Annotated in this window: 24 protein-coding genes, 1 tRNA gene and 2 pseudogenes; 11 read left to right on the top strand and 16 right to left on the bottom strand. The window is 61.6% G+C overall.

Annotation, left to right across the window (positions count from 1 at the left end):
- Positions 1-4: 4 nt before the first annotated feature.
- The 4 genes from ABR989_RS08280 to ABR989_RS08265 form a co-directional block, all read right to left on the bottom strand.
- Positions 5-1,450: an efflux RND transporter periplasmic adaptor subunit gene (locus ABR989_RS08280; protein ID WP_428127466.1), complete on the bottom strand. Its 1,446-nt coding sequence runs from the start codon at positions 1,448-1,450 to the stop codon at positions 5-7.
- Between the two features lie 38 nt (positions 1,451-1,488).
- Positions 1,489-2,841 carry a TolC family protein gene (locus ABR989_RS08275; RefSeq protein WP_428127465.1) on the bottom strand — a complete coding sequence of 451 codons (1,353 nt, stop codon included), beginning with the start codon at positions 2,839-2,841 and terminating at the stop codon, positions 1,489-1,491.
- Between the two features lie 820 nt (positions 2,842-3,661).
- Positions 3,662-3,735, bottom strand: a tRNA-Met gene (locus tag ABR989_RS08270).
- A gap of 129 nt (positions 3,736-3,864) precedes the next feature.
- Positions 3,865-4,044, bottom strand: coding sequence for a hypothetical protein (locus tag ABR989_RS08265; protein ID WP_428127464.1), 180 nt, complete (start codon positions 4,042-4,044; stop codon positions 3,865-3,867).
- 155 nt (positions 4,045-4,199) lie between these two features.
- On the opposite strand from ABR989_RS08265, the gene ABR989_RS08260 reads away from it, so the two are divergent.
- Positions 4,200-5,357: a thiolase family protein gene (locus ABR989_RS08260; RefSeq protein WP_428127462.1), complete on the top strand. Its 1,158-nt coding sequence runs from the start codon at positions 4,200-4,202 to the stop codon at positions 5,355-5,357.
- A complete protein-coding gene (locus ABR989_RS08255; RefSeq protein ID WP_428127460.1) occupies positions 5,354-5,755 on the top strand; it encodes a Zn-ribbon domain-containing OB-fold protein in 402 nt (133 codons plus the stop codon). Before ABR989_RS08260 ends, ABR989_RS08255 begins: the two co-directional genes overlap by 4 nt.
- 10 nt (positions 5,756-5,765) lie before the next feature.
- Here the strand turns inward: ABR989_RS08255 and ABR989_RS08250 are convergent, their stop codons facing one another.
- The 3 genes from ABR989_RS08250 to ABR989_RS08240 form a co-directional block, all read right to left on the bottom strand.
- Positions 5,766-6,110, bottom strand: a complete 345-nt coding sequence (locus tag ABR989_RS08250; RefSeq protein ID WP_428127458.1) for a DUF1614 domain-containing protein — start codon at positions 6,108-6,110, stop codon at positions 5,766-5,768.
- A gap of 73 nt (positions 6,111-6,183) precedes the next feature.
- Positions 6,184-6,762 (bottom strand): isoprenylcysteine carboxyl methyltransferase family protein, encoded by a 579-nt coding sequence (locus ABR989_RS08245; RefSeq protein WP_428127457.1) that lies wholly within the window; start codon positions 6,760-6,762, stop codon positions 6,184-6,186.
- The gene (locus ABR989_RS08240; RefSeq protein WP_428127456.1) at positions 6,756-7,823 is read right to left on the bottom strand and encodes a type III polyketide synthase; all 1,068 of its coding nucleotides are present in this window, start codon (positions 7,821-7,823) and stop codon (positions 6,756-6,758) included. The genes ABR989_RS08245 and ABR989_RS08240 overlap by 7 nt, the downstream gene beginning before the upstream one ends.
- Before the next feature lie 206 nt (positions 7,824-8,029).
- Here ABR989_RS08240 and pyrE point away from each other — a divergent pair, with 206 nt between their 5' ends.
- From pyrE to ABR989_RS08225, 3 genes and pseudogenes are all read left to right on the top strand, one after another.
- A complete protein-coding gene (gene pyrE / locus ABR989_RS08235; protein ID WP_428127454.1) occupies positions 8,030-8,596 on the top strand; it encodes an orotate phosphoribosyltransferase in 567 nt (188 codons plus the stop codon).
- Positions 8,597-8,645: 49 nt separating this feature from the next.
- Positions 8,646-9,524, top strand: coding sequence for a shikimate dehydrogenase (gene aroE / locus ABR989_RS08230; protein WP_428127452.1), 879 nt, complete (start codon positions 8,646-8,648; stop codon positions 9,522-9,524).
- A gap of 21 nt (positions 9,525-9,545) precedes the next feature.
- A pseudogene (locus ABR989_RS08225) lies at positions 9,546-9,650 on the top strand (VOC family protein); the annotation flags it as partial.
- Between the two features lie 42 nt (positions 9,651-9,692).
- On the opposite strand, the gene dnaJ reads toward ABR989_RS08225, so the two are convergent.
- The 4 genes from dnaJ to hrcA form a co-directional block, all read right to left on the bottom strand.
- Positions 9,693-10,826 (bottom strand): molecular chaperone DnaJ, encoded by a 1,134-nt coding sequence (gene dnaJ / locus ABR989_RS08220; RefSeq protein ID WP_428127450.1) that lies wholly within the window; start codon positions 10,824-10,826, stop codon positions 9,693-9,695.
- Positions 10,827-10,911: 85 nt separating this feature from the next.
- A complete protein-coding gene (gene dnaK / locus ABR989_RS08215) occupies positions 10,912-12,858 on the bottom strand; it encodes a molecular chaperone DnaK (protein ID WP_428127448.1) in 1,947 nt (648 codons plus the stop codon).
- A gap of 37 nt (positions 12,859-12,895) precedes the next feature.
- The gene (gene grpE / locus ABR989_RS08210; RefSeq protein WP_428127446.1) at positions 12,896-13,552 is read right to left on the bottom strand and encodes a nucleotide exchange factor GrpE; all 657 of its coding nucleotides are present in this window, start codon (positions 13,550-13,552) and stop codon (positions 12,896-12,898) included.
- 141 nt (positions 13,553-13,693) lie between these two features.
- Positions 13,694-14,740: a heat-inducible transcriptional repressor HrcA gene (hrcA, locus tag ABR989_RS08205; protein WP_428127445.1), complete on the bottom strand. Its 1,047-nt coding sequence runs from the start codon at positions 14,738-14,740 to the stop codon at positions 13,694-13,696.
- A 173-nt stretch (positions 14,741-14,913) separates the two neighbouring features.
- On the opposite strand from hrcA, the gene ABR989_RS08200 reads away from it, so the two are divergent.
- The gene (locus ABR989_RS08200; RefSeq protein ID WP_428127443.1) at positions 14,914-16,536 is read left to right on the top strand and encodes a vWA domain-containing protein; all 1,623 of its coding nucleotides are present in this window, start codon (positions 14,914-14,916) and stop codon (positions 16,534-16,536) included.
- Positions 16,533-17,036: a GNAT family N-acetyltransferase gene (locus ABR989_RS08195; RefSeq protein ID WP_428127441.1), complete on the top strand. Its 504-nt coding sequence runs from the start codon at positions 16,533-16,535 to the stop codon at positions 17,034-17,036. Before ABR989_RS08200 ends, ABR989_RS08195 begins: the two co-directional genes overlap by 4 nt.
- 85 nt (positions 17,037-17,121) lie before the next feature.
- On the opposite strand, the gene ABR989_RS08190 is transcribed toward ABR989_RS08195, so the two are convergent.
- Together ABR989_RS08190 and ABR989_RS08185 are read right to left on the bottom strand one after the other, a co-directional pair.
- Positions 17,122-18,120 (bottom strand): ferritin-like domain-containing protein, encoded by a 999-nt coding sequence (locus ABR989_RS08190; protein WP_428127439.1) that lies wholly within the window; start codon positions 18,118-18,120, stop codon positions 17,122-17,124.
- An 18-nt stretch (positions 18,121-18,138) separates the two neighbouring features.
- The gene (locus tag ABR989_RS08185; RefSeq protein WP_428127437.1) at positions 18,139-18,750 is read right to left on the bottom strand and encodes a TetR/AcrR family transcriptional regulator; all 612 of its coding nucleotides are present in this window, start codon (positions 18,748-18,750) and stop codon (positions 18,139-18,141) included.
- A gap of 199 nt (positions 18,751-18,949) precedes the next feature.
- Between ABR989_RS08185 and ABR989_RS08180 the strand changes: the two are divergent.
- Together ABR989_RS08180 and ABR989_RS08175 are read left to right on the top strand one after the other, a co-directional pair.
- Positions 18,950-19,201: pseudogene (locus tag ABR989_RS08180) on the top strand (IS1 family transposase); the annotation flags it as partial.
- 11 nt (positions 19,202-19,212) lie between these two features.
- Positions 19,213-19,575: a DUF1622 domain-containing protein gene (locus ABR989_RS08175; RefSeq protein ID WP_428127435.1), complete on the top strand. Its 363-nt coding sequence runs from the start codon at positions 19,213-19,215 to the stop codon at positions 19,573-19,575.
- Positions 19,576-19,650: 75 nt separating this feature from the next.
- On the opposite strand, the gene ABR989_RS08170 is transcribed toward ABR989_RS08175, so the two are convergent.
- On the bottom strand, positions 19,651-20,400 hold the full coding sequence (locus tag ABR989_RS08170) for a hypothetical protein (protein ID WP_428127434.1): 750 nt from the start codon (positions 20,398-20,400) through the stop codon (positions 19,651-19,653).
- A gap of 81 nt (positions 20,401-20,481) precedes the next feature.
- Between ABR989_RS08170 and ABR989_RS08165 the strand changes: the two genes are divergently transcribed.
- Together ABR989_RS08165 and ABR989_RS08160 are read left to right on the top strand one after the other, a co-directional pair.
- Positions 20,482-21,855 (top strand): MFS transporter, encoded by a 1,374-nt coding sequence (locus tag ABR989_RS08165; protein ID WP_428127432.1) that lies wholly within the window; start codon positions 20,482-20,484, stop codon positions 21,853-21,855.
- Positions 21,856-21,941: 86 nt separating this feature from the next.
- The gene (locus ABR989_RS08160; protein ID WP_428127430.1) at positions 21,942-22,781 is read left to right on the top strand and encodes a hypothetical protein; all 840 of its coding nucleotides are present in this window, start codon (positions 21,942-21,944) and stop codon (positions 22,779-22,781) included.
- A 92-nt stretch (positions 22,782-22,873) separates the two neighbouring features.
- Here the strand turns inward: ABR989_RS08160 and ABR989_RS08155 are convergent, their stop codons facing one another.
- Positions 22,874-24,001 (bottom strand): acyl-CoA dehydrogenase family protein, encoded by a 1,128-nt coding sequence (locus ABR989_RS08155; RefSeq protein ID WP_428127428.1) that lies wholly within the window; start codon positions 23,999-24,001, stop codon positions 22,874-22,876.
- A gap of 195 nt (positions 24,002-24,196) precedes the next feature.
- Complete coding sequence (locus ABR989_RS08150) at positions 24,197-25,378, bottom strand: FIST N-terminal domain-containing protein (protein WP_428127427.1); 1,182 nt, start codon at positions 25,376-25,378, stop codon at positions 24,197-24,199.
- Positions 25,379-25,382: the final 4 nt, after the last annotated feature.

Here is a 25,382-nt window from a genome sequence, read left to right as displayed (position 1 = left end):
TCCCTCACATCGCCATGGAGCCGCTTGCTGATACGTCCATTTGCCTGGTCGCGATCGGATGGCCACCCTTCGACGCGACGATCGTCAGGCTCCAGGTGCCACCGCTAAGCAGTTCGATATTTGCGGCGTAGATGCCGTTGCCCTGATCATCTGCGATGGCTTGCGCGCGCATCGCGGCCATTCCCATCGCCGGCATTGCAGCCATGTAGAAAGACACCTCTACTTTCGCGCCCGACATTGGCGCGCCGCTGGAATCGTGGAGCGTCACGATCACCTTGTTGTGGCCGCGCACGAGAGGATTGGGGTCGCTCGTGAACGCAATGCTTGCCTGGGGAACAGGCTGTGCCGCTGGTGCAGCCGCATTCGCGCCTACGACCGGCGCAGCCGGCGCGAACGCGCCGGCGGCGGCCTGGAGCTGGCTTTCCGAGTCGATCAAAAAATTGGCGGAACTGACGATCTGCTGACCGGGCGAGAGTCCCTTGAGCACGATGAACTCATCGCCGACGTGCGCTCCCAGCTCGAGCTGGGCGGGAGTGAGATAACCGTCGCCGCGATCGATAAACGCGACATTGTGCGTGCCCGTGCGTAGAACCGCAGTGTCCGGAATGACAGTCTGCTCGCCCATCGGCAGATCCAGCGCAACCTGCGCGAACATCCCCGGAAGCAGCCGGCCGTTGGGGTTATTGAACTCGCATCGCACTTTGGCGGTGCGGGTGATCGGATCGATCTGCGGCCAGATGAAATCGACGCGCCCATCGAAGTTCGTACCCGGATAAGCGTCGACCGTAACGGTTGCGGGGTCGCCGGGACGGACCTTGCCGATCTCGTCCTGAAACACCGCCGCATAGATCCACACTTTCGACAGATCGGTGATCGTGAACAGGCGCGTGTCCGGTTGCACGTACATGTTGGGCAGCGCGTTGCGCTCGACGATGTACCCACTCATGGGCGAATCGATCTCGACGGCGCGGCGTACAGTGCGCTCGCGTTCCAACCGTGCGATCTCGCGCGGCGACACTCCCCACAGGCTTAGACGTTGCGCGGCGGAATCGACCAGCGATGCGGCGTCGGTGGTCACATCGGCGACCGAGCTGTCTTCGACGCGCTTGCGGGCATCGACGGCGAGCAGATATTCGTTCTCGGTACTGACCAGGTCCGGGCTGTAGATCGTGAACAAGGGCTGGCCTCGGCGGACGTACTGATAAGTCGAATTCGCGAACACCTGTTCGATCCATCCGGCGAAACGCGTTTGCACGTAGCCTTGCAGCCGTTCGTCAGTCTCTATGTTGCCGGTGGTCTCGAGGCGATCGCTTACGTCCTTTCGCACCACGGTCGCGAACTTGAGACCGATCAATTGCCGGCGCTCCGGCGCGATCCGGATTGGCGCCAGCGAAGAATCGGCTGCGTATGCGATTGGCGCCGCGAGGAAGAGAAGGGATCCCAGGATCAAAATGACTGTCCTGAGCCGTAATTGTAATGAGTTGTAATTCATCTCTGGTCACCGATTACCTGCTGGATTTTGGCGATCGCGATTTCGTGGTCGGCCAGGCTGCGGTAGTACTCCTGCCGGAGGTTCTGTAAATCGAGAACCGACGAGAGCAGCGTCTGGAAATCGACTTTGCCGACTCGATACGCAGCCATCGCCGAGGCCTCCGACGTTTGAGCCTGCGGAATCAGGCCGTCGCGATAGATCGACATCGTTCGCTCCGCGGTGCGCATCGCGACCAGGCTGCTTTCTGCAAAGGACGAAACCTGCAGTTGAGTTGCACGGGTCTGCGCGCGCGCCGACTCGGCTTCAAGCGCGGCTTGCTCGATCGCGGGCGTTTGCTTGCGCCAGAAATAGAGCGGAACCTTCGCGCCCAGATTCAGCATGTAGTAATCGCGAAATCCGGGGCCGGTTTTTTGGTACGAGTAGCCCACGGTGAAGTCCGGCCAGTACCCCTGATGCGCCAGCTTCAATGCTTCCGCGCTGCGCGTTTCCATCGCACGATCCGCTGCGAGGTCCGGGGAACCGCTATCGGCTAGCTGCGCAAGCTGCGATGGGTCGAGCTGCAGGTGCGTCGCTGCGACCCCGCCGATGTCGATATTCGGCGAGTCGGGATCGCGCCCGAGGATCTGCTTGAGCTCGAGCTGTGCCTGGTCCTCCTCCTGATGGTGCATCGCGTGCTCCTTAAGGAACTCGGTGGATTGGAGCTGCGCCTTGATCAGGTCCTGCTGCAGTCGCTGTCCCAGCCGATACCTGGTTTCTATGATCTGCTGAATCTGTCTCAGCTCCGCCTGATTGCGATTGAGAATCTCGAGCGTCTTCGCGTGATAGAAAAGCTCGAAGTAGGTCTCCTTGACCTTTTCCTCGACCTCACGCTCCGCAGCTTCATAGCGACGCCTGGCGTACTCGGCGTCTTTTTCGGCCTCGGATTTTTGCAAGCGAAGCTTGCCCGGACCCGGGATGTCCTGCGAGACACCGAAGCCGGTGTAGTAAAAGTCGCTGCTCTCGTAACCCGAGAATGGTTGGGGACTGCCGACCGTGAAATGCTGGAGCGACACCTGTGGATCGGGGATCGTCGCCGCCTGGATCGGAACCTTCGTTTGAGCCTGCCAGTGGCTCCGCGCCGCGAGCACGATCGGGCTACGGGAAAGGGCCTCGTCGATCAGCGACCGCAGTCGATCTGAACTGGTGGACGTCTCAGTGCCACCGCCAGGTTTAGCGACATCCTGCTGTGCCGCCGGAGCGGCGCTGTCCTGTGCGTGTCCTGAGGACGGAATGCCGATCAGAATTGTGATCGCGATCAGGGTTGCTAATAAATTTCGCGCCGCTATGCGGCGAATGCTTGCGTATAGCATTTCACAAAAATCCAACCTTCCAACCGCGATCAATCGCGGCGCTGCTGCGTATCCGCAGGTTTTTTTGAAAACCCGCGTCTTTATCTGCCGATCGTATCGGCAAATGTCTTTCCCAATTGTCGCGAGCGAGCAGCACGCGAGCGTCGGCGGCGGATGCGAAGCATCCGCGCTTCCAACTCACGCGCTTACGGAAGGCTCAGATCTGACGTGAACAGAGAAGTGCTAACGAAAGGAGACGACCGGGCGGCGAGCAGCCACGGGTGATGACGCTATTTTGAACGTATGAAATCGCGGTTATCACCGCGGTGGCAGGCAGACTCCCGACCGAGTCGAAATGATCCGCGGCTCGCGCCTGGCTGGTCGCTCTATCTGGTGCCGCCGGCGCCTTGCAGCAGTTCGGCTGATTCATAGGAGCGCTCTTCGAGCGATTCGCGCAACCCGTCATAGTGGGACACGCCATCGCAGACGGCACGCTCGGGCTGAGCGGAAGCAGCAGGACGATCAGGATTACAGCGAAGAAGCGCACGCGGTCACGTTACTCCTGCCCTCGAAAACAGGCAACGACTCTCGTGATCCATGATGGCACCCGGACGGCCAGGCGTGAATCGCGAGATTCGTGAGTTGATCCGGGCGATGCCTTTCCGTGGGACGAAGCCCGGACGCTGAACCGCGGGCGCCGGGTCCCAGTGCGGCGCAGCACCGCGATTTGGTGGCGCAAGGCCAGGATTTCGAAGCCCGGCTCGTTGCGCTCGCTGAGTCTGGCGCGTGCCCTGGAAGCCGCGAACTCGATTGCTGAATCGTGGCCAGATGTAGGGATCATTTGCGGGGGAAGGATTTGAACCTTCGACCTCCGGGTTATGAGCCCGGCGAGCTACCAGACTGCTCCACCCCGCCCCGGCAGTGTATCTGCCGGCTGGTCAGCCGGTCAACATCGAACGCTTTAAAATGCGCGCGGGCGTGCGGAAGCGACGATCCCGGCATCGAGCCGGCGATCGCGTCGGTGGACTCGAATCCGATCTAAAACTAGCCGCCGAGAATCCGGATGTTGCAGTTGCGATGCTTAATTCCGAACTCGATGATCTCTTTTTCGATCGGGGTCGCGCCCGGTTTTGCGTCGGTCAGCATCAACTGCTTCGCGACTGCGTTGTCGATTCCGTCGGCCTCGACGTCAAGGTTATGGTCGTCACAGATGATAAATGCCATTTCGTTAAAAGCACCTCGAACAAACAAAGCTATAAGATTTTTTCACCGATTTGAACCGCGCGGCGGCGGGCTCGCAAGACGCAATTTGTGGTAATCGTGATCGAGATGCGCGCACGCGCGAACTGGGAAACGCAAACGCGGGAGGTCGATGCGAATTGAGCCTTAAGGGAAAAGCAGCGGCGATTGGAATTGGCGAACTCAAACCGGTCAAGGAACCCGGCGACCTGACCGCGCTCGGCCTGATGGCGCGGGTGGCGGCCGAGGCGATCGCGGACGCGGGGCTGGAGAAGAAAGACATCGACGGCTTTCTGGTCGGCGTGCCGTTTTCGGACCCGGGGATGATTTACCCGGCGAGCGCGGCCGAGGTGCTGGGGCTGAACGTGCGGATGCTGAACCAGGTCGATATCGGAGGCGCGAGTCCGGCCGGGATGATCTGGCGCGCGGCGGCGGCGATCGACGCGGGAATGTGCAGCGCAGTGCTGTGCATCGTCGCGGATTTGAACAAGGTCGGCGACCAGCGCCCGCCGGTGATATCGGTGCAGCGCGAGTTCGAGGCGCCGTACGGAAATATCGGCGCCAATTGCGGCTACGCGATGATCGCGCATCGCCATATGCATGAATACGGCACCACGGCGCGGCAGATGGCGAAGGTCGCGGTCGATCAGCGGACCAGCGCGCTCAAGAATCCGCTGGCGACGTTCAATGACAAGGCGCTTACGATCGACGACGTGCTGAACTCGCGGATGATCGTAGATCCGCTTCATCTATATGAAATCGTAAGCCCGGTGAGCGGCGGCGCAGCGATAATTGTCGCGTCGCCCGAGGTGGCGAAACGCGCAAAGAATCCGCCGATATGGCTGCTGGGAGCGGGCGAGTACGCCAATCATTCGACGATCACTTATGCGCCGTCGATCACCGAATCGCCGATCAAGCCGGCCGCCGAGGCCGCGTTCAAGATGGCGGGTCTGCAACCCAAGGACATGGACTTGGCGTGTCCGTACGACTGCTACACGATCACCGTGATCGTCACGCTCGAGGACGCGGGCTTTTGCAAGAAGGGGGATGGCGGACCGTTCGTGATGGAGCACGACCTGACGTACGCGGGCGACTTTCCGTGCAACACGCACGGCGGGCAATTATCGTTCGGTCAGCCGGGGCTGGCGGGCGGCATGAGTCACGTGACGGAAGCGATAAGACAGTTGATGGGGCGCGGCGGCGAGCGCCAGGTCAAGGGCGCGGCGCTCGGCTACGTCAACGGCAACGGCGGAATCATGAGCGAGCAATCAAGTCTCGTGCTGGAGCGCAGATCATGAGCGAGTACTACAAACCGCTTCCGAAGCCATCGCCAACCAGCCGGCCGTTCTGGGAGGCGGCCCGGCGCCACGAGCTGACGCTTCAGCGCTGCGGCGCGTGCCGCGCGTTCATCTACTATCCGCGCGATCGATGCCCCAAATGCTTCTCGGACAATCTCGCCTGGGAACGCGTGAGCGGGCGCGGCAAGGTGTACAGCTTTACCGTCGTGCGGCGAGCGTCGAGCCGGGCGTTTTCCGACGCGCCGTATGTGTTGGCGATCGTCGAACTGGCCGAGGGACCGCGCATGACGAGCAATATCATCGCGGCGCCGGAGGATGTGCGCGTCGAGATGCCGGTCGAGGTCTGCTTCGACGACGTGACGCCGGATCACACGCTGGTGAAATTCAAACCGGCGTAACTTTCCGCGCTCATGCCAGCAGGACGGCGACGATTCCGGTCAGGAAGATCCCGTCGAAGGTGCCGGCGCCGCCGATCGTCGAGTCGGTGGCGTAGCGAACCGGCACTCTGTAGCGAATACCGAAACTGCGGACCACCGCAGCCGGACGCGGCCGGCCGGTGGCAACGCGCGTGATGGGAATATTGATGTAGCTGCCGACGAGACTCACGAGCAAAGCGGCGAACGCCAGCTCGGGTGGCAGGCCGATCGTCACGAGTGCGTAGTTGATAACGTGGATTTCGACCAGGATAAAAAAGAACGCGAGGACGAGGAAAAAGACGATCGCGTAGAAAGCGAGGAACGGTGCGAAAAACACGGCGCGATGATAGCAGGCATCGCGCGCAGAGCGAATGTCAGGAAATCACGGGTCGGGCCGCGATATTGCGGGGCTATTCTGGCCGGCGCCGCAAGCCAGGGAAAAAACGGCGGCGCGAGCCAAGCGCGTCGGCGTATCGCCCGCCCATCGCGCGTTCCTCGGCCGGAATTCGCACGGCGAGAATCAGAGCGTTGCCTATCGAGAACGCAATCGCCGTGAAGATCGCACCGCCGATCATCGGCACCGCTGCGATCTCGATGACCACCGCAAGATAGTTGGGATGGCGCATGAAGCGATAGGGTCCGTCGGTCGCAGGGGCGCGGTCGGGACTCACGATGATTCGCGTGTTCCATCGATCGCCGAGAGTCGAGACCGCCCAGTAGCGAAGCGCTTGCGCGGCGATTTCAGCGGACAGCGCGAGCCACGCGACCGCGGGCGCGAATGCGTGCGGAAAAAACGCCGCTTCGCCTGCGCATGACACGATGAACAGCGCGTGAAATGCGACCATCACGCGATAGTGCGCCTGGCCGACTTCGACAGCCCCGTGTTGGAGCGCACGGCGCGCATTGCGGCGCGCGCGATCGAGCTCGAAAACCCGCTCGACGACCAACAGCGCGAGGATGAGCAGATAGGTGCGAAGCGAGATCACCACTTCAGCAGGACCAGCTCGACCGAGAAACCGGGACCCATCCCGATGATCAGGCCGTAGTCGCCGGGAGCGGCGGCGTGGTCTTCGAGCAATTCGTCGAGGATGAACATCACGGACGCGGACGAGAGATTTCCGACCGATTGCAGCGAGCGCCACGAACGTGCCAGCGCGGCCTCGGGGAGAGCCAGCGCGCCCTCGAGAGTTTCGAGCACCTTGGGGCCGCCGGTGTGCGCGATCCAATGGCGGATATGCAAGCGGTCGATTTGCTGCGTCGCAAGGAATGAATCAACTTCGTCGAGGATATTGGCGCGGACGAGGTCGGTGAGCTTCGACGACAGAACGATTTTGAAGCCGCTGTCCACGATCTCCCAGCCGAGAATTTCTTCGGTGTTTGGAAAGACGAGCGAACGCGTCGCGATTACCTGCGGGCCGGTCGCCGCCCGGGCATTGCCGCCTATCAGCATCGCGGCGGCGCCGTCGCCGAACAGCCCGGACGCGATAATGTTGGCGATCGAAAGATCCTCGCGCTGCAGCGTGAGCGAGCACAACTCGACCGATAGCAGCATCGCGACTTCCGACGGATACGCGCGGATGTAGTCGGCAGCGCGCGCCGTGCCCGCCGCTCCCGCCACGCATCCGAGCCCGAAGATCGGAGTGCGCTTGATTTCCTTGCGCATACCGAGTGCGCTGATGACGCGAGTGTCGATGCTCGGAACGGCGATGCCGGTGACGGTGACGAAGAATAAATGATCGACCTCGCGAGGCTTCAGGCCGGCGCGTTCGAGCGCGAGTTCAGCCGCCACGGTTCCGATTTTGGGCGCAACGCGCAGCCACGCATCGTTGGTCTTGGCGAAGGTGTCGAGCGGGATGTATTCCTCGATGGGCAGGGCGAGATGGCGCCCGGTGATTCCGAGCGCGCCTTGGATTTTGTCGAAGCGGCGCAGATCCGAGTAGCGTTTCTCCCACAGCTCGCGCAGGCGCGAGGTCAGTTGTTCCTGACCGACGTAGTTGTCGGGTAATGCAGTGGCGGTTCCGATTATACGGGGTGCGGTTTCGCTAGTCACTTATGATCGCGCGCCGCTCGAATTGTGGAATTCGTTGCGGCATCGCTGCTTCTCCTTCGCTGCCTTGCTCGACAGTTCACCCGATTCTCGACCACAACGATACAGTGGTGGTCCGCCACCGGGCGCCTTGAAGCTATCGGCAGGGCAAAATCGCAGTATACCGCTCTTGTGCCCCCCGCTGCATCCGTTAAGATCACCCTTCAATTATGCGATCCGAAGAACGCCGCGAGCTGCTGGCGATGCTCGCCCGGGAGTCGTATTTCGAGCGCCAACTCACGCTCTCATCGGGGCGCGCGTCCGACTACTATGTCGATTGCAAACGCACGCTGTATGTTCCGCGTGGTGCGTACCTGGCCGGAGAACTGCTGCTGGAACTCGCGACCGCGGCGGGCGTCGAACAAATCGGCGGCATGGCGGCCGGCGCGTTGCCCGTGACTGACGCAGTGATGGCAGCGGCGCACCGCGGCGGCGTCAGTATTCGCGGTTTTTTCGTGCGCAAGGAAACCAAGCAGCACGGGCTGCAACAAATCATCGAGGGCGCGTTCAAGCCCGGCCTGAAGACCGCCGTGATCGACGATACGATCACTACCGGAGGATCGAGCCTGCAAGCGGTGGCTGCGATGCGCGAGGCGGGCGCAAACGTAATCGCGGCAATCGCGCTGGTGGAACGCGGCGAGGGCGCGGTCGAGGCGTTCGCGCGCGCGGAATTGAAGTATAGCTGGGTATTCACCGCGGAAGAGGTGCGCGCCGAGCGCGCCGCTCATCCCGTCTGATTTCACTTTTTACTGATGATCCGATCGAACGGATCTGGCCGGGCAGCCCATGAGGTCTTCAGCAATCAATGCCGACACCGCGATCGCGGCGATTTTTGGCGATCCCGTCGGACATTCCAAATCGCCTGCGATGCACAACGCCGCCTACGCGGCGCTCGGCATGAACCGAACGTACGCGGCGTTTCGAGTCACTTCCGAGAATCTTGCCGCGGCCCTTCGCGCGATTCATCCGCTCGGAATCATCGGCGTAAATCTGACCGTGCCGCACAAGGAAGCTGCAGCCCGGCTCATCAAGGACCTCAGTGGAGAGGCGCGCATGCTCGGCGCGGTCAATTGCGTTGTGAATCGGCGTGGCGCGCTCCGCGGCGACAACACCGATGCGCGCGGGCTGGAGCGCGACTTGCGCGATCTCGGATGCGAATTGCGCGGGCGGCTTGCGATCGTGATCGGCGCGGGCGGCGGTGCGGCGTCATCGGTCCTCGCGTGCTTCCGGCTGGGCGCGAATCGGGTCGTGATCGCCAATCGCACGCCCGCTCGCGCCGTGGCGCTCACCCGCCGCTTTTCGGCGAAGGGCGTGGTGCGCGCGGCGGGTGAGCCTCGCGGCCTGGACGCGCTCATGGACTCGAAGCTGCTCGCCGACGCGCGATTGATCGTCAATGCGACATCGATGGGTCTGACAGTGGGGCGATTCGCGCGTCTGGACTACAGTTCAACCCCCGACGATTGTCTGTTCTACGATCTGATCTATTCGCGGGAGCCGACCCCGTTCCTGAAGCCTGCAATTGCCGCCGGCCGGCGCGCGGCAGATGGCGCCGGGATGCTGGTGAACCAGGGTGAACTCGCGTTCAGGTTGTTCAATCGCGTCGCGCCGCCGGCCGGCGTGATGCGCGCGGCTTTGTTCAACGAGTTGGGCCGGACACAAAGTTAATTACACGGAGGTGTCGGCAAGGTCACCGATCCGCCAAAAGAGTACGACTATCTGCCCGGATACTATGCGGTGTTTTTCACCGATCCCGACGGTCTGAAGCTGGAACTGGTGCACGTCCCGCGCTGAGCAGCGCGTCGCGCGAATGAGTTGCTGGCGAGAGGCGGCCGGCTAGCCGAACATCTCCTTGAGCTTGTCCACGAAGCCCTTGGAGAGCGGATGATTGACCGCCTTGCCGTCGAGCTTGGCGAATTCCTCGAGTAGTTCACGCTGGCGCGGGGTCAGGCTGCGCGGCGTTTCGACGATTATCTTGATGAGCTGATCGCCGCGGCCGTAGCCATGAAGGTCGACGATGCCCTTGCCCTTGAGGCGCAGGATTTTTCCCGATTGCGTGGCGGGCGGAATCTTGAGCTTCACTTTGCCTTCGAGCGTCGGCACTTCGATCTCGGTGCCGACCGCCGCCTGCGGGAAGCTGATCGGCGCCTCGATTATCACGTCGTTGTCCTGGCGCACGAACATCGGGTGCTCTTTGACGTGAATGACGACGTAGAGATCGCCTTGCGGTCCGCCGCCGTAGCCGGCCTCGCCCTCGCCGCGCAGCTTGAGCCGCGAGCCGTTGTCCACGCCCGGCGGAATTTTCACCGCGAGCGATTCGTGCTTGCGGATTCGCCCCTGTCCCTGGCACTTGGGGCACGGGTCGGAGATGATCATGCCCTCGCCGCGGCATTGCCCGCAGGTGGTCGAGATGGAAAAGAATCCCTGCTGCGTGCGGACCTGGCCGCTGCCGCGGCAATTGGGGCACTGGCTTGCGCCGCTGGAGCCGCCGCGGGCGCGCGTGCCGTTGCAGGCTTCGCATTGAGTCAGGCGCTGGAACTTCACGACTTTTTCGATCCCGCGCGCGGCTTCTTCGAACTCGACTTCGAGATCGTAGCGCAGGTCGTCGCCGCGCCGGGTGCGCGAACGCGAGCGTCCGCGGCCGGTGCCGAAAAAATCGCCAAAGATGTCGGAGAAAACTTCCTCGAAGCCCTGGCTGAAGTCGAAACCGCCGAATCCGCCCGGACCCTGCGGACCTTGGAAGGCGGCGTGACCGAAGCGGTCATACTCCGCGCGCCGCTCGGGATCGGAAAGGACCTGGTAAGCCTCGTTGAGTTCCTTGAATCGCTCCTCGGCTTCTTTGTTGCCGGGATTGCGATCGGGATGAAACTGAATGGCGAGACGACGGTAGGCTTTTTTCAGTTCGTCTTCGCCGGCGCCGCGATTGACACCGAGGATTTCGTAATAGTCGCGTTTATGTGCTGGCGGCATCGCGCAAAGATTCTATGCGAACATCCGAGGCGACGCCATTGTCGGTTCCATACGAGCGGGGCCACTTGCGCGGCCCCGCCTGTCGCTACTGATCCTTGACTTCTTTATAGTCCGCATCGACTACGTCTTCTTTCGCGCCGCTTTCGCCATTTCCGCTCTGAGGGCCGGTTTTCCCGCTGGCGCCATCCTGTGGGCCGGCGCCGGCTTGCGCTCCAGCCCCTGCCTGGCGAGTCTTGCTGTACATCGCCTCCGCCAGTTTGTGCGACGCGTTGGCGAGCGCCTCGGCCGCGCGGTTAATCTCGTCGGCGTCCTTGGACTCGAGCTTGGTCCTGGCTTCCGCGAGCGCGTCCTCGACCTGCTTGCGTCCCGCCTCGTCAACCTCGGCGCCATGCTCTTTGAGCGTCTTCTCAGTCGTATAGATCAGGTTGTCGAGCTTATTGCGCGCCTCGGCCTGCTGACGGCGAGCATGGTCCTCGGCGGCATGGGCCTCGGCCTCGCGCACCATCTTCTTGATCTCTTCCTCGTTGAGTCCGGACGACGCGGTTATCTTGATCGACTGCTCCTTGTTGGTGCCGAGGTCCTTGGCATGCACGTTCACGATTCCGTTCGCATCGATGTCGAACGTGACCTCGACCTGCGGCAGCCCGCGCGGGGCAGGTGGGATTCCGATCAAGTCGAACTGGCCGAGCAGCTTGTTGTCCGACGCCATCTCGCGCTCGCCCTGGAAGACGCGAATCGTTACGGCGGTCTGATTGTCCTGCGCGGTCGAGAACACCTGGCTCTTGCGCGTGGGGATGGTCGTGTTCTTCTCGATAAGCTTGGTGAACACGCCGCCGAGTGTTTCGATTCCGAGTGACAGAGGAGTCACGTCGAGCAGCAGGACGTCTTTCACTTCGCCCTTGAGCACGCCCGCCTGAATTGCGGCGCCGATCGCGACCACCTCGTCGGGATTGACGCCCTTATGCCCTTCTTTGCCGAACAGGCGCTTCACGCGCTCCTGCACCGCGGGCATCCGGGTCATGCCGCCGACGAGCACGATCTCGTTGACTTCGCTCGCCTTGAGGCCGGCATCGCGAAGCGCGGTCACGCATGGCGCGTCGAGCCTGTCGAGCAGGTCTGCGCACAACGCCTCGAGCTTGGCGCGAGACAGCTTGATATTGAGATGCTTGGGTCCCGACTGATCCGCAGTGATAAAGGGCAGGTTGATGTCGGTCTCCGTCACGGTGGACAGCTCGGTCTTGGCTTTTTCGGCGGCTTCCTTGAGCCGCTGCAACGCCATCCGATCTTTGCGCAGATCGAATCCCTGGTCCTTGCGGAACTCGTCGGCCAGGTAGTCGATCACCCGCTGATCGAAATCTTCGCCGCCCAGGAAGGTGTCGCCGTTGGTCGCCTTGACCTCGAACACTCCTTCACCCAGTTCGAGAATTGAAACATCGAACGTGCCGCCGCCGAGATCGAACACGGCGATCTTTTCGTCCTTTTTCTTGTCGAGACCGTAGGCCAGCGACGCGGCCGTCGGCTCGTTGATAATCCGCAGCACGTTCAGGCCCGCGATGCGGCCCGCATCCTTGGTGGCCTGGCGCTGGCCGTCGTTGAAGTATGCGGGCACGGTGATAACGGCCTCGGTTACTTTCTCGCCAAGATAATCCTCGGCCGTCTGTTTCATCTTCTGCAGGACGAACGCCGAAATTTCCGACGGGCTATATTTCTTGCCACGGATTTCGACCCACGCCGCGCCATCCTCGTTCTTCACGACCTTGTATGGCAGCACCTTGAGCGCCTTCTGAACTTCGGCGTCATCGAAACGCCGGCCCATCAGGCGTTTGATCGCAGATACCGTATTGGTTGGATTGGTGATCGACTGGCGCTTGGCGATCTGGCCAACCAGCCGCTCGCCTGCTTCTGTAAATGCGACGACGGACGGCGTCGTACGACTGCCTTCGGAGTTGGCGATAACTACGGGGTCACCACCCTCCATGATCGCGACGCAGCTATTCGTCGTGCCCAGGTCGATACCTATTACTTTTGCCATTTTCCTAAAGATCCTCTGATATTGAGATAATCATGCTTCAGTCATTTTCAATGTCGGAGACATCGCTTTCGCCTCCGTTTCGCTTTCCAGAATCGGTCCCGGTCTCCTTCGCAACCGACACGCGGGCCGGACGCAAGGTTCGGTCACCGATCAGATAGCCGCGATGGAATTCATCGACGACGGTGTTCGGCGGATACACCTGCGATGCCACGTGATCGACCGCTTCATGCCGATTGGGATCGAACGCCTGGCCGACCGACTGCAGCGGTGTCACACCGTGCGCACGCAGGAAATCGATCAGCGCCCGCACCGTCATCTCGACGCCATCTACGATCGTCCTGGCGTCATTGCCATCGCGGGCGGCCGCGAGCGCGCGCTCGAGGTTGTCGATGATCGGCAGCAGGTCGCGGAGGATGGCCTCGCGCTGGATGCGGATCGACTCCTCGCTCTGCTGGCGGATTCGCTTGCGCCCATTTTCAGAATCGGCGAGCGTGCGAAGATATTTGTCCTTCAGCTCGGCTATTTCCTTGTCTTTTTCGGCGATCTGCGCACGTAAGGAATCCAGGTCGCTTTCGATCCCCGCCGGGGCGTGACTGCCCTCGCCGTGCACTGATTCGGCGCCGACCTCCGCCTGATCGAACCCCGCGTCCATGGCGGGATTTCCGTCCTGCGGTTGCTTGTGTCGCTTGTTCATTTGACCAAACCTAAACGTAAGCATGATTTACGCTCGTGCCAGTGCCGGCAAGTGCGGAATCGTTGGATTTTCGCCAATTTTTGGGTCGGCGCGGTCTCTACAAACTCAGAGGAATGAGGGGAGCGGGCGAAGAGGGGGAACTCAGTACTCCATCAAGCGCGACAATGCACGCGCAGTGTACTCGACCAGCGGTATCACCCGGTCGTAGTCCATTCGCACCGGACCTACGATCGCCAGGCTGCCCAGCGCGCTCGAACCACTGGCGTACGATGCCGCAACCACGCTCAACGACGACAGGCGCGGGTCGTAGTTCTCCGACCCGATCGACACCGTCAGCCCGGCGTGGGTCAGGCTGCGCTCGAGCAATTCGAGTAGCGCGGTTTTATCGTCGAGCGCGCGCAACAGCTCGCGCATCTTGTCGCGATCCGAGAACTCCGGCTGCTCCAGCGCCTGCAGGCTGCCCTCGACGTAAAGCTCCGGACGCCCGACGTAGTCCGCGATCGCCTCGCCGAGTGCGAGCGCGTCGTGCATGAAGCGATCGTAGCTGGCCCGCTCCTGGCGCAGTTGCGCCTCGATCCACCTGCGCGCCTCGTCGAGCGTGCGTCCTTCGAGCGACTCGTTGAGGTAGCGCGCCATGCGATCGAGTTCGTCCGGCGAATGGTCGCGCTCGGTATCGACAATCCGGTTCTGCATCGCGCCTTTGGCGGCGACGAAAACGGCCAGCACTTGTTTGTCGCGCAGGCGCACGAAGTTGACGCGCTCGAGAATCGAGGCCTCCAGCCGCGGCGCCATCGCCAGCGCCGCCTGTCCCGTCAGGATGGAGAGCAGCCGCGGTGTGTCGCGCAGGACTTCGCCCAAGTTGCGCACGGCGGTCGAATAATGGAGCTCAATCTGCGCGCGATCCTCGAAGCCGATTCTCGTCGCCGCGGCGAGATGATCGACGTAATAGCGAAACGCCTTCTCGGTCGGGACCCTGCCCGCCGACGTGTGCGGCTGACGCAGGTAACCGCCGTCTTCCAGCTCGGCCATCATATTGCGCACCATCGCGGCGCGCACGCCCAGCTGATGGTGCGCGACGATCTGCGCCGAACCGACAGGCTCGGCAGTCGAGATGAACTCCTGCACCGCCGCGAGGATCAACGCGTGCTGCCGGTTCGAGAGAGCGTTGTTTGAAGATTCCTGAGTCATCTCATTGGCGCTGGCGCGCGAAGCTCACTTTTTCACCGGGCCCTAGTATCCGCGGCGCAGCGCTTGTTTCAATTGTGTTACGCATCCAGCGATACATTCAAGCACCATCGTGACGCAATGGCAGCGATTTCAGCCGTGGCGAGCCGGTTTTCAGTGACGTAGGATCGATCCCGATGGCGCGCAAAGCCAAAATCATCCAGCCGCGACGCCGATATGTCCCGGTTGTGCCCACCAATGCGTCGTGGTTCGAGAGTGACAGCTACGACCGGCGCACGTGGAATGAAATCGTCGCCGACGCGCCCTCGATCGCCGATCTCGCTGAATCCGGCGAGCGGCTGGTTCCTCATTTCGGCGCACTGATGCAGGACCTCTTTTTCGCGTTGTTCAAGATGAATCCGGTCTTCCGCAAATCCGGCGACGTGCGCCACGCGGCCGCGCTCAACCGCACCATCCTCGAGCAAATCGTTCCGTCGGCGCCGTTCCAGGCGCTGCGATCGCGCACCGCACTCGAAGAAGACAAGGCCGCGATCGCCGCGATAGTGATGAGCGAGCATGCGCTGGAGATGATGAAATCCGAGAAGCTCGTCAATCGCGGCGAGATGCTCGATCTGTGGGATCTCGCGCGCCAGGAACAGGATCTCGAAGCGCGTGCCGAGGCGGTGAAGGCCGTCAGCGAAATCCAGGAATCGAAAGACAACGAAAACGAATCCGCTCCCGGCGAAGAAAAAAAAGAGCGGGCAACGAAAACCAAAAAGGAGCTCGCGGAGATGGCCGATGCGGCCGAACGCGCGGCCAAGGTTTCCGAGGCGCGTCTCAATCAGAAGTCGCGGCAGTTCGAAACTCAACTAAAAGGCGCGGACCAGAGCGCGCTCAAGCGCATGCAGCTCAAGACCGCCGAGCTGGCCCGAGAAATCGATCAAGCCGCCGAGGACAGTCACGACTTCAGCCGCGAATTCGGCCAAGGCGGACGCGTAGCGGCCGGTGCCCGCCTCGAGCTCGGGCGGCGTCTGGCGCGAAACAAGAAACTCGGCGAGCTGGCGCGGATGGTCGGGCGGTTCAAGCAGGACGCGCGCGCGCTGAAGCGCAAAACGCTCGAGCGCGGCGTCGCCGAAGCCTACGACATCGAGCTCGGCTCCGAGCTCGGACGCCTGATTCCCGCCGAGCTGCTCGCGATGCATCATCCTGTGCTCAAGCGCGATTTCCATCGCCGCGTACTCGAAGGCGCCGTCCTTCAGTACCGGCTGCGCGACGACGAGCAGAAGGGCAGGGGCCCGATGGTCGTGTGCATCGACGTGAGCTCCTCGATGGAGGGCGACAAGGAGATGTGGTCCAAGGCCGTAGCGCTGACGCTGATGGATATCGCGCGGCGCCAGCGCCGGCTGTTCCGCGCCGTCATGTTTTCCTCGGGCGACGTGAGCCTCAAGATCCTCGACCTGAATCGCGAGCGGCGCTACCAGCCCGATTTGGCCAAAATCGTCCAGATGGCCGAATACTTCCCCGGCGGCGGCACCGACTTCGAGGCTCCAATCGACGCGGCGGTCGAACTGCTCGGCGAAAGGAAACTCAAGCGCGGCGACATTGTGATTATCACCGACGGTGAATCGCAGGTCAGTCCGGATTGGCTGGCGCGGCTACGCGAGCGCAAGGACGAATTGGATTTTTCGATCTTTGCGGTGCTGGTTGACGTGGGATCGGCCGAGATTTCGTCGCTGGCGCAATTTGTGGATCGAATTACCTCCGTCAAGCGCATCAGCGACGAGCACGCCCGCGACATCTTCGTGCAAATGCAATCATGAAGCCGACCGATCTCGAAGTCGTTCTCGAGCCGGTCGATCGTCGCAATTACCGCAAGCTGTTCACGATGCAGCTTCGGCCCGAGCAGACCCGTTTCGTCACGCCCCCGCGATGGACGCTTGCGCGATGCTACGTGTCTCTGTTCGGCGACCGATTCGAGCATCTGCCGCATCTCATTGTGGCCGCAGGCGAGGTGGTCGGATACTCGACGACCGTATGCGACCCGGCCAGTGCCGACGATTATTGGATCGACGACATCATGATCGTTGCGGAGCATCAGGGTAAAGGCTACGGACGCGCGGCAGTGGCGGAGACGATCAGGATGATCGCCGCGCGCTATCCGCGATGCCGCGCCGTGCAACTAACCTGCTTTCGCGCCAATACCGACGCCGCGGCGCTGTACAAGAGCCTCGGCTTCGAGTTGACCGGCGGCATTGACGAGGAATTCGGCGAACCCAACTATTCGCTCTCCGGCCCGGCGCTGGCGAAGTTTCGCAAGTAGCGCATCAGCATCTCAGCAGGTTCAGAAAAAGAAGGGCCGGTCGAGGATGACCGGCCCTTCGTGATTGCGTTTGTGGCAGTTGCGACTATGCGGCCGACGCCATCTGCATCACGCCGAGCTGCTGATACCACGACTCGGTGCGATCGTTGATCAGATCGATTTGCCGCAGGCATGGGATGATCGTATCGACGAACAGGAACGAGTTGAACTGCTTTTCCATGTCGTTCTCCGCCGCCGCCCACACCGGATCGCGGTGCATCTCGTCCTCGATGTCCTTGATTGAGATGCCAACTTCCGCGAACACTTCCGCGCCCGACAGGAAGCCGTCCTTTGGTTTGCCGTCAACGACCTTGGTCACCATCATGTCGCAGGCGGTGAAGGCGAAGTCCTCGAGGTCCTTCTTGTCCTTGCCCTTGAGCTTGGTGACGGCGTCGCGCAGCGCGAGCATCCCGAAGCCGATGTGGCGCGCCTCGTCCTTCATGATGTACTCGAGCAGTTCCTTGAGCAGCTCGTCCTTGGTCTCGCGCTGCATGAAACGGAACGCCGCTATCGCCAGTCCCTCGGCGACGATTTGCATTCCGACGTACTTCGGCTCCCATCGATCGTGCTCCAGGACTGCGCGCAGCAGCCGCTCGAGGGTGGGATCGATCGGGTAGATGCGGTCGAGCTTGGTGATGTACTTGCGGAAGCCCTCCACGTGACGCGCTTCGTCGAAGACCTGAGCGGCCGCATTCATTTTGGCGTCGAGGTCCGGCACCGCGTCAACCAACTGTCCGCAGACCATCAGCGCGCCCTGCTCGCCGTGCAGGAATTGCGAGAGCCGCCACGCGGCGAACTTGCGGCCGAGCTGGTGCTTGTTCTCCTCGCTGAGCGATCGATAGAGCTCGGTCTGGAACATCGGCATCATGGTCATGTCCAGAACTTCCTTCTCGATCGGGCGGTCCCAGTTGATTGTCGTCGAGACGTTCCACTGATCGCGTTTGGCGTTCTCGTACAGCCGGTCCATCTGCGGGAACTTCACGCTGTAGTCCCAGTGGAAAATGCTTTCCAGTGGTGTGTTAATAACGGTGCGCTCTTGAGCCATTGTGAGAATCCTCCAGATTCAAGGGGCGCCGAGCCGTGCCGCGCGCTCGAGTCCGCCCAGGGCAAAATTTACGGTGACGTTTTTCAGTTCCGCGTGGGAAAGATCGCCGCTGGCGAGCAGCCATGAAATCGCCTGCGACAACATCCCGATCGTGAGATGCGCAATCGCATCGGCGCGCTCGCCGACCGCGGGAGCGAGGTCGTCGCGCAGGTCGTCGATGAATACCTCGTGGACGCGGACCATCAGATCCAGAAACGCAGGACCATGGCCGAACACTATCCGAAACAGTTCCGGCGCCTGGGCCGCTGCGTCGAGAATCGTATCGATCGTGATTTTGAGCTTCTCGGCCGGCGTATGGACGCCCGCCTTCGCCTCGGCGAGTTCGCGCCGCAATTCAGCCGCGCCATGCTCGATCAGCTCGATAAAGATTTCGTTCTTGGTCCTGAAGTGCAGGTAGAAGGTGCCCAGGCCGACGTCGGCTTCGGTCGCGATGTCGGCGATTCGCGTCTGATGGTACCCCTTGGTCGAGATGACGCGTTCGGCCGCCGCAATCAGATCGACACGCGTCTTCTCACGGCGCCGATCGAATCGATTCGGAGCATCGCTGAATTCTCGACTTGCTTGACCCACTAAGGCGACTTTTAGTCGAAAATGAATCGTGAGTCAATCACGATTATAGGTTCATTACTGAAGATAGATTCATATATGAAAAGGCCCTTGAAGCAAGAAACTAAGGCAATTCATTACAGAATAACGAAATCAGCGGGGAGTCTAATCAGGCGGCCGAGGTCCGAAAAAGTGCGATAAAGGGGTAGTGTCTCAGTTTGAAATCCGGATGCACATGCGCAGATTCACCCGGATGACGAACGCCTTTTCCAAAAAGTTTGAGAATCACTGCCACATGGTTGCGCTCTACGCGACGTGGTACAACTTCGTGCGCATTCACAAGACGTTGAAAGTTACGCCTGCGATGGAAGCTGGCGTCACCGACCGACTGTGGTCGCTCGAGGATATGGTTGGGGTCGTAGATGAGCGGGGAGCTAACCAAAAGGCAAAGCAAGAGACAGAACGGTGTAGTTAGGATCGACTAAGATGGTCACTGCACTCAAGCAGCTAACAGTCTTTCTTGCAGGCGGCATCGAGTTCGCTGCTGCAATCATTGTCGGCGTTGCAGCCATCCAAGCCACGTTACGGTCGTGTCCCCTGTTTATTCCGCGCAAAACCCCATTGGGTGACGAAGTAGAAATTATTCGACTGAGCCTCGGACGCTGGTTAACGCTGGCTATCGAATTTGAACTTGCCGCAGATATCTTGAGAACCGCCGTAACGCCCACCTGGAATGACATTGGCCAATTGGCGGCCATCGTCGTTCTCCGGACGGTGCTCAATTACTTTCTTCAGAGGGAAGTGAGCAGAGCTGAATCGCGGCGCCGCCCGACATCTCAACAATCGTAAGGTACGCCCTTCTCGCGGAAGCGCAACGCGTCAGTCATGTGAAAACATCAAACTGAGACACTACCGATAAAGGCGCTATGGCGTGCCGCTCGCAGAAGCACCAGATTGATCGGGAGATTCGCCGGACGGCGCGTTCTCGGTTCCGGTGTCTTGAGTCGTCTCGGGCAGAATCACCGGCTCGGGGAAATCCGACGTGACGTTGCAGCACAGCATGTAACTGCTGCCCGCCCGGGGTTGAGCGTTGTAGGCCTGAAGCGACCCATCGGCGAGCACCTTGACCGTCTGGTAACTGGTCGAGCCCGACTGACGCTCGATCTGAAAGACGTAGTAAGCGCCGCGATCGAGCGGCTCTGGCGGTCCTTCTTCGGGAATTATCTGCGTGAAGTGCGCGGGCATTTTCGCGTACTCGATACTCTTGAGCGTGTACTTGGCCGCGCCGACGCCGGTGATCGAACCAAATGTGCCTTCGTCGGCTTTGAACTCCCAGATCGGAACGCCGCCGTCGAATCGCACCACCGACTCGGTATGCGACGCGTCACGCTGATGGTTTGCGATCACTTCGGCGCCGAAGAACTTGATTACGGTCGCGCGTGCGAGCGCATCGCCGGGCCGCCGGTAGCTGATCGCGACATTGGCGACGGGAGGCGGCAGCGGTTCGCCTTCGTTGGCGTTGGCCGCATCGTCGAGGTCGGTGTCGTCGCCGGAACTCCATAGCGACTTGACGACCGAACATCCCTGCACCGCCAGCGCGAGCGTCAAAAGCAGTGCGACAGGCCACCGCAGCAGTCGGCGTCCACGCAGCGGTGCGCGATCGAGAATTCTCATCGCCACCTCGATCGTTGAGTCGGACCGGAAATCGCAATCGCTTTGTAAGTAGGCATATCTATCGGATAGTCTCTGCGGCCTGTGGCAAACCGGGATTTGAGCGAGAAGATTGGCCTTCGTCCCCTGTTAATCTACGCGCAGGCGCAGACCGGCCTCAACCTGTGCGCGACCCTGCTCGGGCTTCACCTTCTCTATTTCTATACCGATCGCAAGGGGCTCTCTCCATCGCTGGCCGGGCTTGCATTCTTCGTTGCGCTCGTGATCGACGCGCTGACCGACCCGTTGGTCGGCAATATTTCCGATCGTGCGCGTTTCAAGTCGGGACGGCGACGGCCGTTTTTTTTCGCGTCGATTCCAATGGCGGTCTGCTACTACCTGCTGCTGTCGCCGCCGCAGCTGGGCGCAGGCCTGTTCGCATGGTTTTTGGGCTTCTACTTCCTGATGCTCACGTCGAGGAAGTTTTACGAAACCGCGTTTGGCGCGCTGATGCCGGAACTCACGCTCGACTACGACGAGCGCACCAAGCTCTCCACCTTCCGCCAGCTGCTGGGCACGGTCGGCGACATCAGCGGAGCGCTGTTGCCATTTGCGGCTTCGTACCTGTTCGCGCGCGGCACCGATTTCAAAGTCACCGGCGCGGTCTGCGGTCTGGTGGTCGCCGGCGGCGCGATGCTCGCGTACGCGGGTCTTCGCGAACGCGCCGAATTTTCAACGCACGAGCGTTCCAGGCTGTTCGCGTCGCTCAAATCGGTCGCAGGCAATCGGCCGTTTGTCATTCTGCTGATCGCCACCACGCTGGCCGTGATGGCCATCAACATTCCGACCGTCCTGATGCGTTTTTTGGCCACGTACTGGTATCACGACGAGAACGCGGCGGCACGATGGCTGATGGCGTACTTCGTCGGATCGGCGGTCTCGTACCCGTTCTGGTTCAGGATCACGGTCAGGTTCGAAAAAAAGCCGGCTTTTGTGGTCGCGATGATCTGCAACGCGATCGGCTCGCTGCTGCTGATGCTGATGACCCGGCAAAACACCTGGGCGCTTTATTCTTTGATGGCGTTCAGCGGATTCTCGGCGATCGGGATTTGGGTCACGCAAATTTCGGCGTCGGCGGACGTGATCGAATGGGACCAGGAGCGTACCGGCCAGCGCCAGGAGGGCGCGTACGGCGGAATCACCTCGATGTCGATAAAGATGGCGCTTGCGGTTTCGCTGCTGCTGGTCGGCCCGGTTCTGAGCTGGGTCGGTTACAAGCCCGGTGTTGGCGGGATCACGGAGCAAGCGGGGGAGGATCTGCGCACGCTGTTTGCGCTCGGTCCCGCGTCGCTCTACTTGCTCAGTGCGCTGGTTTTCTCGCGCTATCCAATCACGCGCGAGAGCCATCGCGCGATGCGCGATCGGCTCGCCGCGCGCAACTCCTCCGCCGAAGAAGAAAAAGCAAGCTCCATCGCGTAGGCTCTCCGCCGGGCTCGGACTTCGCGCTTGACAGTTTGGTATCGGAGACACAAAAAAACAATTGAGCTTCGGGTTCGAGGTTTCCCATGAATGCACGATTCAAATCTCTCCTCGCCGCCATCGCGTTGATCGTGATCGCGTCCGTCTCGTACGCCCGCGCCCACGACATGGACAACATGGATTCGGGCACCGACAGCGGCGCCACCGGCGCGATGGGCCAGATGGGCGCGCACATGAAGATGAGCGACCACATGACGATGACGGAGTCGCGGCCGATGACTCCCGCGGACACGCAACGCGGCGAACAGATCATCGCGGCGATGCGTGCGAAGCTCTCGAAGTATGAGGATTACAAGGTCGCGATCGCCGACGGCTACCTGCCCTACATGGAGTCCGTGCCGCAGGATGTTTACCACTTCGCCAATCGCACGGCGACGCAGGCCGAGTACATGGGCGACATTGACCTGGCGCATCCCGGCTCTCTCCTCTACGAGAAGAAGACGTTCGGCGGATACCGGTTGGTCGGTGCGATGTACGACGCGCCCGCCGGCGACACTCCCGAGCAACTCGACGCGTTGATCCCGCTGAGCCTCTCCCACTGGCACGCGCACACCAACATCTGTCTCCCCAATGGCGTGACCGAGGCCGACGTGATGAACGGCAACGTTGCCGCCAGGATGCGGCCGGATATTTCGTCGTCGGTCGACCCTGACCGCGGGAGGGCTCGCGGCGCGGGCGATTCCGTGCGGATGCGCGTAGGGTACCTGGCCGATCCGCGTTTCGGCTTCACCGGCACGATTTCAAATCAGGCTGGCTGCGAGGCCGCGGGCGGCTCGTTTCACAAGCAGATTTTCGGCTGGATGATCCACGTCTATCCGTTTGCGAGCGAAGATCTCAAGGTTGCGTTCAGCCTCGAAGCGCCGTGAGCCGCCCCGAACCTCAGTCCGACGTCGTGAAAGAAAAAGGACCGCGGGCGATGAACCCGCGGCCCTCTACCGATCGATCCAGCTCGTCGCGATCAGCCCAACAGGGACTTCGCCACGGTCTCGCGATGCACCGGGGCGTTGCCGAAATTCGCTTCGCCGGCCAGTGCGCGCCGATGATACAGGTGCATGTCGTGCTCCCAGGTGAAGCCGATGCCGCCGTGCACCTGGATTGCCTCCGAGGTGACGTTCTTCGCCATGTCGGATGCGTACGCTTTCGCCATCGGCACCGCGCTCGCCGCCTCTGCGCCTTTGGTATCGACGGTCCAGCACGCGTAGTAGGTCAGGGAGCGCGCGTTCTCGACCGCGACCATCATGTCGACGCACTTATGCTTGACGGCCTGAAACGATCCGATCGGCTTGCCGAATTGCACGCGCGTCTTGGCGTATTCGACCGACATGTCGAGCGCCCGCTGCGCCGTCCCGACCATCTCGGCCGCCAGCCCCGCGGTTGCGATGTCGAGCGTGCGCCGCAGGATCGGCCATCCCTCGCCTTCCTTGCCTATAAGTTCGGAGGTTTTCACATTGTCGAACTTCACGTGGCATAGTCGGCGCGTCATATCGACCGTCTTGAGCTGAGTGATCGTGAGGCCTTTCGCAGTGGTGGGAACGGCCAGAATCGTGATTCCTTTTTCGCCACTGCCGCCGGTGCGGACCGCAACCGCTATCCCGTTGGCCACGTGCGCATCGGGCACAAAAAACTTCTCGCCGGTGATCGTGTATTCCTTGCCGCTCTTGGCCGCCTTGAGTTGGACTCCCTCGGCGTCGAAGCGGCCCGAGGCTTCGGCGATCGCGACGGTACCGATAAATTCGCCCTTCGCCATGCGCGGCAGGAGGTCTTTCTTCTGCTCGTCCGAGCCGCCTTCTATAAGCAGCGGCGCCGCTAGCATCGCGGAGGTGAATAAGGGTCCCGGCACCAGAACCTTGCCGGCTTCTTCGACAATCACCGTCATGTCGAGAAAACTGCCACCCTGGCCGCCATAACTCTCCGGTATGAGCAGCCCCGGCCATCCGAGTTCGACCAGCTTTTTCCAGAAGGCGGCGTCGTGCGCGGTGGGATCCGCCATCATCTGGCGGACAAACTTGGGCGGGCAGTTGTCGGCCAGAAAGCGCTTGGCCGCGTCCCGAAGCATCTCTTGTTCTTCAGAAAATCCGAAATCCACCTTGCGTTCCTCCGTTTTGTCAATGAGGAATCCCGCGGTTTGAAACCGCTCAGATCCATCTTTCAGGTACCATTAAGGCTTTCGGGCGTGCAAGCGCCGGAAATCCCGCGACGCGGCGGGCTACTCGCTTGATTCGCGCGCGGGGACCGCGACAAAAGGCAGATCGGAATCGACCGGCTGCCGGCGCGCGCTGCTTTAAGATTTTCTTCCCGATACCAGCGCGAGAACGCCTGAGTATTGGAGGATCGAGGGCTGCTCTCCGAGCGGGCCGATTTCGAAACCGGTGAAGAACCCTGCGATCGGAACGGGTCCAAGATAGCGCCTGATGTACGCGGAATCGTGACCCGGGATGTTGTAGAGCCCGGCGCCGCGCGAGACACAATCGAAGTACAGACCGAACGCGGGAGGCGAATCGAGGCGGTCGCCCAATTCTTCCAACTTGGCCTTCAAGTCCTGGCGCGACCGCTCGGCATCGCGCAACACGAAACCGACCGTGTCGCCCACCCTGGGCTGGAATGCGACCGCGATAACGCCGTGCTCCTCGCTGGCGCCGACGATATTGCGCACGAAGAATTGTCCGCGCTCGATCGTCTGTGCATTCTCGTACACGGGAACCGCAACGAAGACGTAAGTCAGCGCGCGGCGCAGATCGCCGGCCAGAGGGCCGGCGGCCTCGGCGAAGACTTCGTAAGCCGGCCGGCCGTCGAGTTCGATCAGTATGTTGTCGCGCGCGGCGGTCACGCGATGCGCCGTTCCGATCAGGCCGCATGCGATCGAGCTCGCCACCGTGGCCTCGAAGTCTCCCGCCAGCAGCATCCCGGAGACTGCGTTCGAGCTGACAGTATCGCCACAGAAAACAAACGTCTCGCCGATCGAGCCGTCCTCGCTCGCACCGCCGCCCGCAATCATCACGCCGGGCAGTTCAGTCCCGAGAGCTTCGAGCGTCGCCTCGGCTTCGAAGTTGTAAGTATCGGCAAAAAGAATCAGCAGGTTCGATTTGCCGAGCTGCGAGCGCACCGCGGACGCCACTTCTGCCGCCACGCCCGCGGCCCGGCCGCGAAGGGTGGGCACGAAGAATCGGGTTGCGTGAATCTCTTCGCCGCCGAACACCAGCACGGCCAGCGCGCCTCCCGATTCGATTTCGGTCTCGCCCGCGATGACGCCCATGCTCGAGCATCCCGCGACTTCGCGCGTATGCGCTTCGGAAGCCACCGTGCGCAGGATCATCGGATACGCGGCGCCGTAGGCAGGAGTTGCGAAACAGAGCGCGCCGTTGGCGCGGCTCAGTCCCGCCTGCGCGAGCGCGACGGCAGTGGCCTCGGCGGCGGCGATCCGCGGATTGAGCGCGGTCGAGAAACCGACGCCGGCTCGAATCATGCCA

The sequence above is a fragment of the Binatus soli (SeqCode) genome (assembly GCF_050015535.1).
In the GTDB taxonomy this organism is placed as follows: Bacteria; Desulfobacterota; Binatia; order Binatales; family Binataceae; genus Binatus; species Binatus soli.
Note: the sequence above shows the minus strand (reverse complement) of the source record. Positions and strands in the feature narration are given on the sequence as shown.

Coding starts and splice junctions, on each gene's coding strand:
- ABR989_RS08265 (WP_428127464.1), bottom strand. CDS start 4,044: ATGGCATTTATCATCTGTGACGACCATAACCTTGACGTCGAGGCCGAC.
- aroE (WP_428127452.1), top strand. CDS start 8,646: ATGAGGTCTTCAGCAATCAATGCCGACACCGCGATCGCGGCGATTTTT.
- hrcA (WP_428127445.1), bottom strand. CDS start 14,740: ATGACTCAGGAATCTTCAAACAACGCTCTCTCGAACCGGCAGCACGCG.
- ABR989_RS08150 (WP_428127427.1), bottom strand. CDS start 25,378: ATGATTCGAGCCGGCGTCGGTTTCTCGACCGCGCTCAATCCGCGGATC.
- ABR989_RS08170 (WP_428127434.1), bottom strand. CDS start 20,400: ATGAGAATTCTCGATCGCGCACCGCTGCGTGGACGCCGACTGCTGCGG.
- ABR989_RS08195 (WP_428127441.1), top strand. CDS start 16,533: ATGAAGCCGACCGATCTCGAAGTCGTTCTCGAGCCGGTCGATCGTCGC.
- ABR989_RS08175 (WP_428127435.1), top strand. CDS start 19,213: ATGGTCACTGCACTCAAGCAGCTAACAGTCTTTCTTGCAGGCGGCATC.
- dnaJ (WP_428127450.1), bottom strand. CDS start 10,826: ATGCCGCCAGCACATAAACGCGACTATTACGAAATCCTCGGTGTCAAT.
- ABR989_RS08200 (WP_428127443.1), top strand. CDS start 14,914: ATGGCGCGCAAAGCCAAAATCATCCAGCCGCGACGCCGATATGTCCCG.
- ABR989_RS08160 (WP_428127430.1), top strand. CDS start 21,942: ATGAATGCACGATTCAAATCTCTCCTCGCCGCCATCGCGTTGATCGTG.
- ABR989_RS08255 (WP_428127460.1), top strand. CDS start 5,354: ATGAGCGAGTACTACAAACCGCTTCCGAAGCCATCGCCAACCAGCCGG.
- ABR989_RS08190 (WP_428127439.1), bottom strand. CDS start 18,120: ATGGCTCAAGAGCGCACCGTTATTAACACACCACTGGAAAGCATTTTC.
- dnaK (WP_428127448.1), bottom strand. CDS start 12,858: ATGGCAAAAGTAATAGGTATCGACCTGGGCACGACGAATAGCTGCGTC.
- grpE (WP_428127446.1), bottom strand. CDS start 13,552: ATGAACAAGCGACACAAGCAACCGCAGGACGGAAATCCCGCCATGGAC.
- pyrE (WP_428127454.1), top strand. CDS start 8,030: ATGCGATCCGAAGAACGCCGCGAGCTGCTGGCGATGCTCGCCCGGGAG.
- ABR989_RS08275 (WP_428127465.1), bottom strand. CDS start 2,841: ATGCTATACGCAAGCATTCGCCGCATAGCGGCGCGAAATTTATTAGCA.